At 72.0% G+C, this 14,029-nt stretch carries 9 protein-coding genes and 2 tRNA genes; 6 read left to right on the top strand and 5 right to left on the bottom strand.

Translation table 11 applies throughout. From position 1 onward, the window contains the following. Positions 1 to 281: 281 nt before the first annotated feature. Together OG310_RS17035 and OG310_RS17030 are read left to right on the top strand one after the other, a co-directional pair. Positions 282 to 1,934, top strand: a complete 1,653-nt coding sequence (locus OG310_RS17035; protein WP_329456726.1) for a long-chain fatty acid--CoA ligase — start codon at positions 282 to 284, stop codon at positions 1,932 to 1,934. A 299-nt stretch (positions 1,935 to 2,233) separates the two neighbouring features. Next, positions 2,234 to 2,659, top strand: a complete 426-nt coding sequence (locus OG310_RS17030) for a PPOX class F420-dependent oxidoreductase (RefSeq protein WP_329456725.1) — start codon at positions 2,234 to 2,236, stop codon at positions 2,657 to 2,659. Between the two features lie 150 nt (positions 2,660 to 2,809). Here OG310_RS17030 and OG310_RS17025 read toward each other — a convergent pair whose 3' ends face one another. Together OG310_RS17025 and OG310_RS17020 are read right to left on the bottom strand one after the other, a co-directional pair. Next, positions 2,810 to 7,153, bottom strand: a complete 4,344-nt coding sequence (locus tag OG310_RS17025) for a PAS domain-containing protein (RefSeq protein ID WP_329456724.1) — start codon at positions 7,151 to 7,153, stop codon at positions 2,810 to 2,812. Positions 7,154 to 7,382: 229 nt separating this feature from the next. After that, a complete protein-coding gene (locus OG310_RS17020) occupies positions 7,383 to 7,829 on the bottom strand; it encodes an SSI family serine proteinase inhibitor (RefSeq protein WP_329456723.1) in 447 nt (148 codons plus the stop codon). 316 nt (positions 7,830 to 8,145) lie between these two features. On the opposite strand from OG310_RS17020, the gene OG310_RS17015 reads away from it, so the two are divergent. Together OG310_RS17015 and OG310_RS17010 are read left to right on the top strand one after the other, a co-directional pair. Further along, positions 8,146 to 8,236: transfer RNA gene (locus tag OG310_RS17015), tRNA-Ser, on the top strand. A gap of 169 nt (positions 8,237 to 8,405) precedes the next feature. Next, positions 8,406 to 8,478, top strand: a tRNA-Arg gene (locus tag OG310_RS17010). Positions 8,479 to 8,594: 116 nt separating this feature from the next. On the opposite strand, the gene OG310_RS17005 is transcribed toward OG310_RS17010, so the two are convergent. The 3 genes from OG310_RS17005 to OG310_RS16995 form a co-directional block, all read right to left on the bottom strand. After that, positions 8,595 to 9,737 carry an HTTM domain-containing protein gene (locus OG310_RS17005; RefSeq protein WP_443078657.1) on the bottom strand — a complete coding sequence of 381 codons (1,143 nt, stop codon included), beginning with the start codon at positions 9,735 to 9,737 and terminating at the stop codon, positions 8,595 to 8,597. Beyond that, complete coding sequence (locus OG310_RS17000; protein WP_329456722.1) at positions 9,727 to 10,320, bottom strand: DUF5819 family protein; 594 nt, start codon at positions 10,318 to 10,320, stop codon at positions 9,727 to 9,729. The genes OG310_RS17005 and OG310_RS17000 overlap by 11 nt, the downstream gene beginning before the upstream one ends. Before the next feature lie 301 nt (positions 10,321 to 10,621). Next, positions 10,622 to 12,163 (bottom strand): ice-binding family protein, encoded by a 1,542-nt coding sequence (locus OG310_RS16995; protein WP_329456721.1) that lies wholly within the window; start codon positions 12,161 to 12,163, stop codon positions 10,622 to 10,624. 829 nt (positions 12,164 to 12,992) lie between these two features. Between OG310_RS16995 and OG310_RS16990 the strand changes: the two genes are divergently transcribed. Further along, positions 12,993 to 13,505: a SigE family RNA polymerase sigma factor gene (locus OG310_RS16990; protein ID WP_329460219.1), complete on the top strand. Its 513-nt coding sequence runs from the start codon at positions 12,993 to 12,995 to the stop codon at positions 13,503 to 13,505. Positions 13,506 to 13,510: 5 nt separating this feature from the next. Further along, positions 13,511 to 14,014 (top strand): PASTA domain-containing protein, encoded by a 504-nt coding sequence (locus OG310_RS16985; protein WP_329456720.1) that lies wholly within the window; start codon positions 13,511 to 13,513, stop codon positions 14,012 to 14,014. Positions 14,015 to 14,029: the final 15 nt, after the last annotated feature.

Genomic DNA, 14,029 nt, shown 5'->3' with positions numbered 1-14,029 from the left:
CCCGGCACCCCGCCCGGATGGGAGGGGCCCCTGCCCCGGCCCGGGACGGGCCCCCGTCCCGGCCCCGGATGGGAGTAAGGGCCGGGGAGGCGGGCAGGAGGCGGACCACGGAGCGGACCCGGGGGCCGTCGACCGTGTGGACCCGGAGAGCTCCCTTCCGGCAGCGCGGACCCGCTTGTGTACTCCCGGGTAGTGACTTTCACGCCGCTGACCGCGCAGAATCCAGGTCAGGCATCCCGCCGCCGCCGCGCGCCGTGGAACACCGCTCTCGGGAGGACGCCGTGCTGAGCACGATGCAGGACGTACCGCTGACTGTGACGCGCATCCTTCGTCACGGCATGACGATCCACGCGAAGTCGCAGATCACCACCTGGACCGGGGAGGGCGAGCCGAGGCGACGGAGTTTCGCGGAGGCCGGCGGCCGGGCGGTACAGCTCGCCGCTGCGCTCCGCAGCGAGTTGGGGGTGACGGACGACGAGCGCGTCGCGACCCTCATGTGGAACAACGCGGAGCATGTGGAGGCGTATCTCGCCATCCCCGCGATGGGCGCGATCCTGCACACGCTCAACCTGCGGTTGCCGTCCGAGCAGTTGATCTACATCGCGAACCACGCGGAAGACCGCGTGATCATCGTCAACGGTTCGCTGCTGCCGCTCCTCGCCCCGCTCCTGCCGCACCTTCCGACGGTCGAGCACCTCGTCGTCAGCGGTCCCGGGGACCGTTCGGTGCTCGCGGAGGCGGACGCGCAGGTGCACGACTACGAGGAACTCCTCGCCGGGCAGTCAGCCGACTACACCGCCTTCGACTGGCCCGTGCTGGACGAGCGTTCCGCCGCCGCCATGTGCTACACCTCCGGGACCACGGGCGACCCCAAGGGCGTCGTGTTCTCGCACCGTTCGATCTACCTGCACTCGATGCAGGCCAACACGACGACGGCGCTCGGCCTGACCGAGCGGGACCTGACGCTCGTGGTCGTGCCGCAGTTCCACGTGAACGCCTGGGGCGTCCCGCACGCGACGTTCATGATCGGCGCCAACATGCTGATGCCGGACCGGTTCCTGCAGCCCGCCCCGCTCGCCGACATGATCGAGCGGGAGCGGCCCACGCACGCCGCCGCCGTCCCCACCATCTGGCAGGGCCTGCTCGCCGAGGTCACCGAACGGCCCCGCGACCTCACGTCCATGGCCCGCGTCACCATCGGCGGTTCCGCCTGCCCGCCGTCGTTGATGGAGGCGTACGACAAGCTCGGCGTCCGCCTCCTGCACGCCTGGGGCATGACGGAGACGTCACCGCTCGGCACGACCTCCGACCCGCCGGCCGGGATCGCGCCCGAGGAGGAGTGGCCCTACCGGATCACCCAGGGCCGCTTCCCCATAGGGATCGAGCCGCGGCTCGCGGGCCCCGACGGCAGGTTCCTGCCGTGGGACAACGAGTCGGCGGGCGAGCTGGAGGTACGCGGCCCCTGGGTGGCGCGCGCGTACTACGGCGGTGCGGGCAAGGAACTCACGCCGGAGGACAAGTTCAGTGAGGACGGCTGGCTGCGGACCGGCGACGTGGGCGTCATCAGCCACGACGGCTATCTGACGCTGACGGACCGGGCGAAGGACGTGATCAAGTCCGGCGGTGAGTGGATCTCCAGCGTCAGCCTGGAGAACGCCCTGATGGGGCACCCGGCGGTCGCGGAGGCAGCGGTGGTGGCCGTGCCGGACGACAAGTGGGGCGAACGGCCGCTCGCCACCGTCGTCCTGAAGGAGGGTGCGACCGCCGGCTTCCCGGAGCTCAGGGAGTACCTGACCGGCCTCGTCGCGAAGTGGCAGGTGCCGGAGCGCTGGGCGCTGGTGGCATCGGTGCCGAAGACGAGTGTGGGGAAGTTCGACAAGAAGGTGATCAGGCGGCAGTACGCGAACGGGGAGCTGGACGTGACGCGGCTCTAGCGGACGGATGAGGCGCGTCGGCCGGGCGATCGGGTGGCGGCCGAGGCCGAGGCTGAGGCGGTGGCGGAGTCGCGGATGGCGGGGCGCCGGAGCCGGGGCGTGCCCCGGCGCCCGAGCGCCGGGCCACCCGCTGACGGTGCGTCTGCCTTGCCGTCGCAGGGACGAAGGACGAGGATCACTGTTCAAGGGATCCGCAGGATTCCCCGGACTCCCTGGATCCCCAGGGTCCACGCGATGCAAGGGGATCCATGTGATCCCCCGGGACCCGGGACGTCCGTGTCCCCGGGAGGAGAACCGCAGTGAGCGAGCCCTGGAGCCTGTTCGGTACGACCCCCACCGGGGTCCTTACGACCCAGAAGCGCGACGGCCGGCCGCAGTTGTCGAACGTCTCGTACCTGTGGGATCCGGAGCCCCGCATCCTGCTGATCTCGGTCACCGACGACCGCGCCAAGACCCGCAACCTACGGCGTGATCCGCGGGCGAGCTTCTACGTCACGACGCCGACGTTCGGCGCGTACGCGGTGGGCGAGGGCGTCGTGGAGCTCGGGGCGGTCACCCGTGAACCGGACGACGACGCGGCCGAGGCGCTCGTCGCCCACTACCGCGCGCTGCGCGGGGAACACCCGGACTGGGCGGAGTTCCGCGCCGCGATGGTAAGCCAGCGCCGACTGCTCCTACGGCTGCCGCTCACCCACGCGTACGGCTGGGGCCCCGACGCGGGCTGAGCGCCTGCCGCCTCCCCTCTCTCCCGCCACCGGGCGGGGTCCGAGGTCCGCGGCGCGAGGTCCACAGCAGGCAGGTTCGTGGTCCGTTCGTCCGCGGGCCTCGGACGACGGGCCGCGGACGTACGGACCGTGGACGAACGGACCGCGCGCTCAGTTCGTGCCGATCTTTGCCAGGAGATCCACGATGCGGGCCTGAACCTCGTCGCTCGTCGAGCGTTCCGCGAGGAACAGCACGTTCTCGCCGGACACCAGCCGCGGCAGTTCCGCCGGGTCGATGCCCATGGACGTGTAGACGACCAGCGGCGTGCGGTTCAACTGGCCGTTCGCGCGCAGCCAGTCGATGATGCCCGCGCGCCTGCGCCGTACCTGCATGAGGTCCATGACGACGAGGTTCGGCCGCATCTGGCCGGCGAGGGCGACCGCTTCGTTGTCGTCGGCGGCCCGGCCGACCTGCATGCCGCGCCGTTCCAGCGTCGACCTCAGGGCGAGCGCGATCTCCTCGTGCCCCTCGATCAGCAGGACGCGCGGCGGGTGCTGCTCGCTGTCCCGCGGTGCCAGTGCCTTGAGCAGCACCGCGGGATCGGCGCCGTACGCCGCCTCACGGTTCGCCTGGCCGAGCCCTGCCGTCACCAGGACGGGCACCTCGGCGGCCACGGCCGCCTGGCGCAGGGACTGCAGCGCGGTTCGGGTGATCGGCCCGGTCAGCGGGTCCACGAACAGCGCCGCGGGGAACGCGGCGATCTGTGCGTCGACCTCCTCGCGGGAGTGCACGACGACGGGCCGGTAGCCGCGTTCGCTCAGCGCCTGCTGGGTGGAGACGTCGGGCGCCGGCCAGACCAGCAGCCGGCGGGGGTTGTCCAACGGCTCGGGCGGCAGTTCGTCGTCGACGGGCCGGGGCTGCGGGCGGTTGGCGACCTCGACGGCGCCGCCGGGGCCGTCCAGCGGTTCGGGTCCTTCCGCGCCCTCGTCGGGTGCGCCGATCGCGTACGAACGTCCCTCCGCGCGCCCGCCGCCGGCGCCCGGGCCGCCCGCCGGCGGCGGCATGGGCACGGACGTGCTCTGCGGTCCGGACGGCGCCGGGCCCTGGGGCTGCCCACCGGTCTCGGATGCGGGTTCCGTACGGTTGCCCAGCTTGCGCCTGCGGTTCGCGGCGAGCGGGCCCGTGGCGGGAGTGCCGGGGGCGTGGCCCCCGCGGGCGAACGGCACACCCTGTCCGAGCGTGCGCACGCTGAACGCGCGGCCCTGGGTGTCGGATCCGGTGGCGGTGCCGGCCGGGGGCGTCTCGTCGGGCAGCGGCTGCGCGACGGGCAACGGCCGTGCGGGGGCGGGGGCGGGGGCGGGGGCTGGGGCGGTCGGCGTCGCGGCGCGCCGGGGCTCGCCCTGCGCCTCACGGCCGCTCGAAGGTGCGGGGGCCGCAGCCGGATTCCGCGTCCGGCCCTGCCCCTCTCCCCGTTCCGGATTCCGGCCTTGGTCCGGGTTCTGTCCCTGTTGGTTCTGGCCCTGGGCCTGGCCCGGGGACTGGTGCCCGGCGCTCCGGGTCCGGCCGTGCCCGAGGTCGGCGGCGTTCCCGGCGTCCTGATAGCCGAGCTGAGCTCCCTGAGGCCCGCGAGCCCCCTGTGCCCCGTGAGTTCCATGGAGCGGGTGGGCCTGCGGCGGCGTGTGGTCCTCGTCCGGCGCCGTGCGGGCACCGTCGTGACGGCCGGGAAGTGAGTCGTCGGTGCGGTCGGCGGCGCCCGGCGGCAGGGCGAACGCCGAGCGCGGCCCCTCGGGCTCGACGGGATGGTCCGGTGCCTGCGACAGCGCGCGTCGCGCCCGGCGGCCGGTCGGCTGCGACTGCGGATGCGCGGGGGCGTGCGCACTTGGCGCGCCCGGCCCACCCTGCGCCGCCACAGCGGTCCCCCGGGCACCCTGGGTCTCGTGCGGCCCCTGGGTTCCGTAGGCCGTTGCCCCGCCACCCAGCGGCGGTACCGGCGCCAGCGAGGGCGCGTCCGCGAGCGCGGGCTGCGGTGCGATGGGGCCCGAAGGCAGCGCGGGCAGCGCGCGCTGAGCGCCCGCCTCCGCTCCTGCGGCCCGGTGGTGCGACAGGGGCACGCCCTGCGGCGGCACGGTGGCGTGCTGCTGTCCTGCCGGGCCGCGGACGCTCTCGGCGGCCGGTACGAGGGCGCCCTGGGCGCGGCCTCCGTGGCCGTCCCCGTGACCGTCGGCGGGACTGGGCCGGCCGCGCCGGCGTCCCGTACCCGAAGCTCCCCCGGCACCGGTGCCAGGACCGAGCGCGGCCGGGCCCACGGGAGCGCCGCCGGTGACACCTGAGCCGTTCACGCCCGGGGCGGCCGGGCCTGGGCTGTCGCCGGGAGCGGTGACGCCTGAGCCGCCCGCGCCCGAACTGCCCGCACCGGGGCCCGCACCGGGCACGCCACTCGGGCGCATCGCGCCTGCTGCGGCCCGCGCGCCCCGCTCCGAGGTGACAGCCGCGTCGGCCCCGGTACGCGGAGCGCCGCCCTGACTGTTCTCGGTCGACGGCCGTGCCCTGCGCCGGCCGGTCGGCGGCTCCGGAGTGTCCTCGCCCACCGGGGAATCGAGGAACGCGTCGGTGGACGACCGCCGGGCACGCCGGCGTCCGCCCCCTCCGGTGCCGCCCGCACCCTGTGTGGGTACGGGAACGTCGCCGCCGCCCACGGTCGTGCCAGGCGCGCCGGTCGCCTCCTGGTACGGAGCGAGGGCCCGCGCCGACTGCATCGTGCCGCCGCCCTCGCCGAGGGGCAGTTCCAGCGCGTAGGCGCGACCGCTCATCCCCGGCACCTCGTGCGTCCGGAGCACGCCGCCGTGCGCCCGCACGATGCCCTGGACGATCGGCCCGTGCACCGGGTCACCGCCCGGGAACGGTCCGCGCACCTCGATCCGTACGACGTTGTCGCGCTGCGCGGCGGCGACCAGGATCGTCGAGTCGATGTAGCCGCCGGACTGGACCTGCTGCTGCCGGGTGCGGCCGGTCGCGTCCACGCCCGCCACGTCGGCGACGAGGTGCGCGAGCGCCGTCGCGAGCCGGCCCGGGTCGACCTCCGCCTCGATCGGCGGGGCGTGCACGGCGAACTGCGCCCTGCCCGGCCCGATCAGCTCGACCGCCCCGTCGACGCCGGCCGCGACGACGCCGTCCAGCAGGACGTTCATCTTCGAGAGCTGCTCGGTGCCCGCGTCGAGGCGCTGGTAGCCCAGCACGTTGTCGACGAGCGTGGTCATCCTCGCGTACCCGGCGGCGAGGTGGTGCAGGATCTGGTTGGCCTCGGGCCACAGCTGGCCCGCCGGGTCGGCGGCGAGCGTGGCGAGTTCGCCGCGCAGCTCCTCCAGCGGGCCGCGCAGGGCGTCGCCGAGCACGGCGGTCAGCTGGGCGTGGCGCGCCGACACGAACTCGTACTGCTCGGTGAGTTCCTCGATTTCGGCCGCGTACCGGTCGCTGCGGTCGGCGAGTTCGGCCGTCGCGGCCTCCTCGGTCTCCCGCAGCTGCGCGGTGAGCCGCTCCTCGACCTCGTCGCGTTCCGCGGTCAGCCGCTGTTCGGCCGCCGCGAGGTCGGAGGTGAGGCGCCGCTCGGTCGCGGTGAGCTCGCCGGTGAGGCGGTCGGTCACGGCCTTCAGCTCGGTGGCCGCGCTCTCCTTGATCTCGTCGACTTCGTCGGCGTGGCTCTTGAGCAGTTCCTCGTGGGCGCGGCGGTCGATGAACGTCATGACCGCGCCGACGAGCTGGTCGCCGTCGCGTACCGGGGCCGTGGTCAGGTCGACGGGTACCGGGGAACCGTTCTTCGCCCAGAGCACCTGGCCGCGCACCCGGTGCTTGCGACCGGAGCGCAGGGTGTCGGCGAGCGGCGACTCGTCGTACGGGAAGGGATCGCCGTTCGCCCGGGAGTGCAGGACCAGCGTGTGCAGTTCGCGACCGCCGAGGTCGGTGGCGCGGAAACCGAGGATCTGCGCGGCCGCGGGGTTCACGAGGACGACCCGGCCGTCGGTGTCCGTGCCGACGACGCCCTCGGACGCGGCGCGCAGGATCATCTCGGTCTGCCGCTGCGAACGGGCCAGTTCGGCCTCGGTGTCCACGGTGCCCGTGAGGTCCCGTACGACCAGCATCAGCAGTTCGTCGCCGTTGTAGCCGCCGGTCGGGTCGCGGTACGCGTCCCGGCTGTCCAGGCTCGCGCTCGTCACTTCGGCGGGGAACTCGGCACCGTCCGTGCGCCGGGCGGTCATCCGTGTCGGCTTCGTACGGCCGCGCGCGTCCGTCGAGGCGGGCCTGCGCATCGAACCGGGGATCAGTTTGGAGTCGAACTCGGGCAGCAGATCGAGCAGCCCCCGGCCGACGAGTGCGGTGCCCGGCGACTCGAACATCTCCAGCGCGATCGCGTTGGCGTTGACGACGGTCCCGTTCGCGTTGACGAGGACGAGGCCGTCAGGCAGCGCGTCGAGTATGGCTGCGAGGCGAGCAGCGCCTCGGGATGGCCTGCTGCTCACGACGACGCTTCCTCCCTGACCCACCGAGCTGTGCGGTCCTGCCGCGGGGCCCATCTTGCCTGCCGGGACCCTGCCTGTCACGGGAGGGAGTCTAAGGGCTGGGGATGTGGGCGCGACGGCGGATGGCGGATGTGCGGAGCACGTGAGCGCCGAGGTGGGCGGGCTCGACAGGATGGCCATGCCGCGCGCACGACCTCTCCACGCCCGCCCGCCCCCTGCCCGCCGCCGGCTAACCGAGATCGGGCAGTACGGGCACGAGCTGCCGCCAGCGCGCGATCTCGCACCCGTTGCGCCGGTCGAAGGTGGCGTCGACGGCGCGCCCGTGCCAGACACCGGTGACGTGCGCGGTCGCGGGACCGCCGTAGATCTGCGTGCACAGTTGGCCGGCGGGCACCGGTGCGAACGGGTCCCGGCCGTCGGTCCCGATCCCGTCGAGCCGCTCGCACGCGGCGGCCGCGTCCGGATGCGTGCCGCCGGCGGGCGCGCACCGCAGCTCGTATGTGGTGGACGCCACGCTGTCCGGGACCTCCGACGGGACACCCGACGGGACCCCCGACGGGTCCGAGACGACGACGATGAGCGCGTCGCGCACCGGTCCACCCGGAGCGGCGGACGCACCCGGCGCGGCGGCGGCGAGACCGGCGAGCGCCAGCGCCAACACGGACAGCAGGGGCACGCGGGGCGTGAGGGTTCTCCAGGACCTGGGGGATGCGGGGGACGCGGGGGATGCGGGGGACGCGGGGGACGCGGGGGTTACGAGGGATACGGGGCGACGGTGGACACGCGCACGAGGCGGCAAGGTGACTCCAACAGGGGGTGGTCCCGGACTGCTCCCGGGCTCTCACAGCACCAACGCGACAACGCCGCCGACGTTGCGCTTGGCGAGTGCTTTGCCATGCCGAGTGCCCGCCCGGTACGGTGAGAAGCGATTGGTGAGCGCGCCCCAGGGTGTGTCATCATCTGCACAAGCCGCCCGCGCGTACGCGGGCGCTGGAGGCGTCGCCTAGTCCGGTCTATGGCGCCGCACTGCTAATGCGGTTTGGGTCTTAAAGCCCATCGAGGGTTCAAATCCCTCCGCCTCCGCACTGAGAAGCCCCGGCCTCAAGGCCGGGGCTTCAGTCGTTCCCAGCCCGGGGTCGCGGGCGTCGTTTGCGCAGGTCAACAGGGTGGCGTGAATGGATTTCACCTGGAGCCGCAGGTCATGTAATGTTGTTCTCGCACCGCAGGGGGGACGAAACAGCCCCCCGGGCGAGCACTCGTAGCTTAACGGATAGAGCATCTGACTACGGATCAGAAGGTTGCAGGTTCGAATCCTGCCGAGTGCACACAGGTCAAAGGCCCCGCCGGATCATCCGGCGGGGCCTTTCACGTTGTCCGTACAGCAGCGAAGTACAGCAACCCGACCGGCCGACCGGCCGCTGCCGTACCCGAGTGCTGTCGCTCACGTGTGCAGGGCGGGATCCTCCCGAGGCACCGCTGCCCCTGAGGCGCGGCCGGTCGTGCGGAGGGCGTGCAGGGCCTGGCGTCCCCGTGCTCCCAGGGACCGGTAGAAGCGGTCCGGGAGGAACGTCGCGTCGGCGATGATCATCGCGCCGGAGAACAGGGGCAGTCCCATCAGTACCGCGATGCCGGCGTGCATGCCGAGGAGCATCACCAGGACCGGGTACTTGAGCCGGCTGAACAGGGCGAACGGGAACGCGACCTGGACCAGCACGGTCAGGTAGCCGATGACCGCGATCAGCATCGCGTGGCCGTCGGCCAGCTGGGACAGAGCGGGCCACGGCCGGAAAAGGTCGAGGTTCAGGACGTAGTGCAGGGCTGTTCCGTTGCCCCACGTCCCACCCTGCACCTTGTACAGGCCGGCGGATCCGTACAGGACACAGAGCTGTCCGGCGATGACCAGCATGGCGCAGTTGTGCAGGACCACCGTCACGGTCTCCCGGGCCGCCGCGAACGGATGCAGTGGTCCGCTCGCCTTCCTGACGGTCCAGCGGCGGATGTTTGCCCGGCGGGGCGAGCCGCCGCCCGGGGAGCGGAGCCGGGCCCTGCGGGAGTCGAGCGACCAGCGCCGGCCGCAGGCCGTGAAGACGAGGTAGACGGACATGAGGAGGACGAGGTTGTCCCCGCCGTCCGTCATGAGGATCGCCCTGGCGTGGAACGACGCCACCACGACCGCGAACAGCACGGACATGGCCCTGGTCCGCCAGCCGAGTGCGAACAGGGCGGACACGAGGACGGCGGACGTGTAGCAGATCTCGAAATACGCGTGGTTGCCGGAAAGGGTGAGGACGCTGCTCCAACCCGTCTGGCTGAAGAGTTCCTTCGCCAACTCCGGGGTCCACGGCGAGTCGGGGCCCCAGATCGTGTCCCGGTTGGGGAACTCCCGGAGCAGGAAGGCGAGGTACAGGAGCCCGTACCCGATGCGCAGCATGGATGCCGCGTAGAGGGAGACGGGGCGTTCCATCAGGAGGGCCCAGAGCGCTCCGGCCCGGTCGAGGAGCCGGGTGGGAACGGGGATGTCCTTGGGCCGGCGGGACTGCTGACGCGGTACGGACGCGGCTGCGGGAATCTGCTCAGTTTCCACGGGAGGACACCTTCCACCAGGGCAGCAAGCGGGTCTCCAAGGCCGGGCGGCCGGCTGCGGGCGGGCGGGCCGTGCCGTCGGGGAGGGGCGCGGTGACGGGCAGCGTGCGCACCCGGATCTGGATGGACTCGAAGGCCCCCCGGCGATGCTCTGTGACCCTGTCCACGGCGATGTTCCGCAGGTACTGCTGGATCATGTACGCACGGTCCGAGTGGGGGTGGTCGTCCCCGCCGTGGGTGTCGACGTACGTGGTCCAGGCGCGGCGGAGCATGTTCTGCGCTGTGTGGCTCGGGAAGGGATCGTGCTTGACCGCGTCGTTGTCCACGGCGGTCAGGTCGAACCAGGTGCTCACCGTCATGGTGCCGTCGGCGTCCGTGTGCGCTGTTCTCGCGGAGATCTGCCGGTTGACCGAGTCGGGGTCGGGCGCGAACAGTTTCCAGTTCTGCTCGAACAGTGGATACACCCAGGCGTTGATCTGCCGGCTGTACCGCTGGGAGATGTCGTTCGGAGGAGCCACGTGCAGGAAGACCATGAGCAGATGGACGAGCGACACCGCCAGGCACAGGGCCGCGACCGCCCGCATGCCCCACCTCAACGGGCCCGGCTGTCCGGCGGTTCGGCTGTGCGCCGGTGGCGCGCCCGTCCCCTCCTGCGGGGGTCTTCCGGTACCGGCCTGTTCCCGGTCCCTCAGTTCTGCTGTCTCAACGCCGCCTGGCACAGGCCCACCGGCCTTCCGATGTGATGGTTCGTCATGAATGTGCTGGAAACCGGGGCGGGCGGCGTGCGCCGGGATCGAGGACGATCCGAGACGCACGCCGCCCTGAGGCCGGGCTTCCTTCGGGACTGCTCACGCGTTCCCGCGTAGGGCCCTGAGGGGGCCGGCTTCAGTTGCTGTGGGCTTCGTGTGCTTCCTGGTCGGCGGGGCGCTCGCCCTGCTCACCGTGGTAGCCCTGGTCCTGGTTGTCGCTGCCCTGCTGGTCGGCGGGGTGGTCGCCCTGATCGCCGTGGTCGGAGCCGTGGTCGGGACCCTGCTCCTTGCCCTGGTCGTGTCCCTGCTCGCCCTGGTCGTGGTCACTGTCGTCGTGACCCTCGTGCTTGCCCTGGTCGTCGCCCGGTCCGGCCTGGCCGTGGTCACCCTTGTCCTGGCCCTCGTGCTTGCCGGGGTAGGTGTCGTGGTCGTCACTCGGCTTGCCGGGCTTGTCGCCGTAGCCCTGGTCCTGCTCGTAGCCGCCCGGCTTGCCGGGCTTCTCGTCGTAACCGGGCTTGCCGCCGTGGTCGTGACCCTGCTCGGGCTTGCTGCCGTGACCGTGTCCGTAGTGGTGGCCGTGGTGGTGGCCGTTCCCGTTGCCACCGATGTTGCCGCCGGTCGTGGCGCCGCCGATGTTGCCGCCGATGGTGGTGCTGCCGGTGGTGCCTGCGACGACGCCGCCGTTGGTGCCGCCGTTGGTCCCACCGGTGGTACCGCCCGTCACGGCGCCTCCGAGGACGCCACCGAGGACGCCACCGAGGACGCCGCCGTTGGTGCCGCCGGTCGTCGTGCCCGTGGTGGTGCCGGTTGTCGTACCGGCGGTGGTGCCGGTGGTGGTGCCGCCGAGCACCCCGCCGAGCACGCCACCGAGGACACCCGTCGTGGTGCCGGTCGTGGTGCCCGTCGTCGTGCCGGTGGTGGTACCGCCGGTCGTGTCCGCGGCGCACGAGGGACGGGTGATCGTGTTCGTGTCCAGCGTGACGGACCCGTTGCGGGCCAGGGCCCTGCCGTTGATGGTCGCGCCCGTGTTGGCGCTGATCGATGTCAGCGCGAGGATGTTGCCCACGAACGTGGTGTTGGTCCCGAGCGTGGCCGAACTGCCGATCTGCCAGTACACGTTGCACGGCGAGGCGCCGTTGATCAGCAGGACCCGGCTGGCCGACGCGGTCGTCAGCGTCGATCCGATCTGGAAGACCCAGACGGCGTTGGGGTCACCGGCGGCGTTGAGGGTCAGCGTTCCGGTGAGGCCGATGGAGGACGAGCCGTTGTACACCCCGGGGGCCAGCTCGAGTCCGCCGATGTCCCCCGAGATGCTGGCGTCGGGAGCCTGACCGGCCGCCTGGTTGTAGGCCGTGGTGAGATCCGTCTGGGCCTGGAGCGCCACGGCGTCCGCGGAGTGCGTGGCGCCGTTGACGAGACCGGGCGGGAATCCGCTGATCGCCGTTCCCGGGCTCACGCCGAGATCTCCTGTCACTGTGGTCGGTCCGGTGTTGGTGACCGACTGCCCGCCCAGGACGGCGAAGGTACTGGCCGTACCCAGCGGAACGGGGACGGCGATGGCGCTCGCCGTCGTCGGGTTCATCGCCACCATGCCCAACGCGAGCGCTAGGGCGAGTGCGGAGCCGGCCCATGCCGACTTGCGGCGCCGAAATGGCATGCCGAGGATGTTGCGTTTCATGGAGAACCAATTCCTGTGAGGGCGGCGGCGGCGCCGGGGGTGGTCCCGATGCGCTCAGAGCCGTCTGCCGCACATTGTTGGTGAGTGCGCTTGTCGTATTAGGGATGTGTCACTTGCGCATTCGAGTGGTCTTCTAAATTCCCTCTGCAGGTAATCTCTATTTTCATGATTATCTGCTTCGTGAAAAATGAAGCGGTTACTCCTGCATGGGGCGCCGTTGTGGTCCGGCGACCTTGCGAGGCGCGGGGGCGATCGGTCCGTCGGCCTCGGGCTATGCCGCCCCCGCGCCCCGCCGGAGTTCCCTTCCGGGGCCGCCACTTCGGCGCCGGCCGGTATGGCGCTGCGGTGGTTCTCGCTGAGGCGGACGGTGGTGGCGGGTCCGCGCGCCGATGTTCCGCCGGGCCGACCTGGGCGCCGTCGCCCGCGCGTTCATTCGCCGTCCGTGCCCGACTCGTGGCTGCCCCGCCTCGGAGTTCCCGGGTGGCCTTCTGAACAGCGCTGCTGAATCGGCCACTTGACCCCGTCGCATGGTGTCGTCGTCGGCCGCCCGCCTCCGCACATCCCGCCCGGCACGGGCGGCCCGGGCTCGCGGAGCGCTCCGGAGCGCGGTGGCTCGCCCGGACGGCTCGGCCCGGGCCGCACGGGTCCGCAAGCCTTCGTCCCCCGACCCGGCCGGGCGGCCGAGTCATGTGACCCAGGTCTCATCATGGCCATGCAGCAGACCCGGCCGGTTCCACGTTGAGGACGGGTGACAGGAAGGGAGGGGCGTGTGGATCTGGATCTGGATCTGGCAACCGGGCGGATACCGCGTACCGGAGTCGGCGAGCCCGTGGCGGCGGAGAACGACTTCCACGGCTTCACCGTCGCCCGGTCGGCCGTACTGTTCCGCGTCGCGCTCGTCCTGACGGGAAACCGCGAGGCGGCGGAGGACCTGGTCCAGGAGACCCTGGAGCGGGCCTACCGCAAGTGGCGGACGATCGCGGCACAGGAGGCCCCGGAAGCCTATGTGCGGCGAATCATGGTGAACCTGGCCAATGACCGGTGGCGGAGATTCCGCCGCACGGAGCCGTACCAGGACGGCGGCGACCGGGCGGCTCCGGGCGACGAGTACGGGCAGGTGGACACCAGGGATCAGCTGATCCGCGCCATACAGGGTCTGCCGATGCGCATGCGCACGGTCGTCGTACTGCGGTACTTCCACGATCTCTCGGATACCGAGATCGCGGCCGACCTGCGGATCTCACCGAGCACCGTACGCTCCCAGCTCGCTCGCGGAATCGAGAAGCTCAGAGGCCAGTTCCCCGCACTCTCCGACCCTTCACCGCGGCAGCCGACGGAATGAGCCCGATGAGTTCACATGATTCGTGGCCTTCCGGCTGCACGGGTTACACACCCTTCGAGCAGGAACTGGTGAACACCATGACCGATTTCGCGAACAGCGCCGAGGCGCCGCGCTTCGACACGGCCGCCATCGCGCGGGGAGCCCGACGTAAGCGGACCGCAGCCATCGCCGGTATCGCCACAGCCCTCATCGTGGCCGGCGGGGGCACCGCCCTCGCCACCAGCTCGTCCGGCGGTTCGCACCTCTCGCGGCCGGCCGCCGCGACCACCGCCACGACGGACAAGAAGGTCACCACCGTGCAGTTCGGCGACATCCCCATCGACGTGGCCGGCTTCAACCTGGACATGGCCAAGGCGGAGCTGGTGGCCAAGGCCCGACTCAAGCTCGGCACCATCAGCAAGGCGTCGCCCAGCGGCTGCAAGCCGGGCTCGGTCATCGCGGTCTCCCCGCACGCCCCGACGGTCGTCCACGTGGGGGACACGGTCGGTCTGACCCTCTGCGCACGCTGATCCGACAGGGAGGGG

It is taken from the genome of Streptomyces sp. NBC_01497 (assembly GCF_036250695.1).
Classification (GTDB): Bacteria; Actinomycetota; Actinomycetes; order Streptomycetales; family Streptomycetaceae; genus Streptomyces.
Note: the sequence above shows the minus strand (reverse complement) of the source record. Positions and strands in the feature narration are given on the sequence as shown.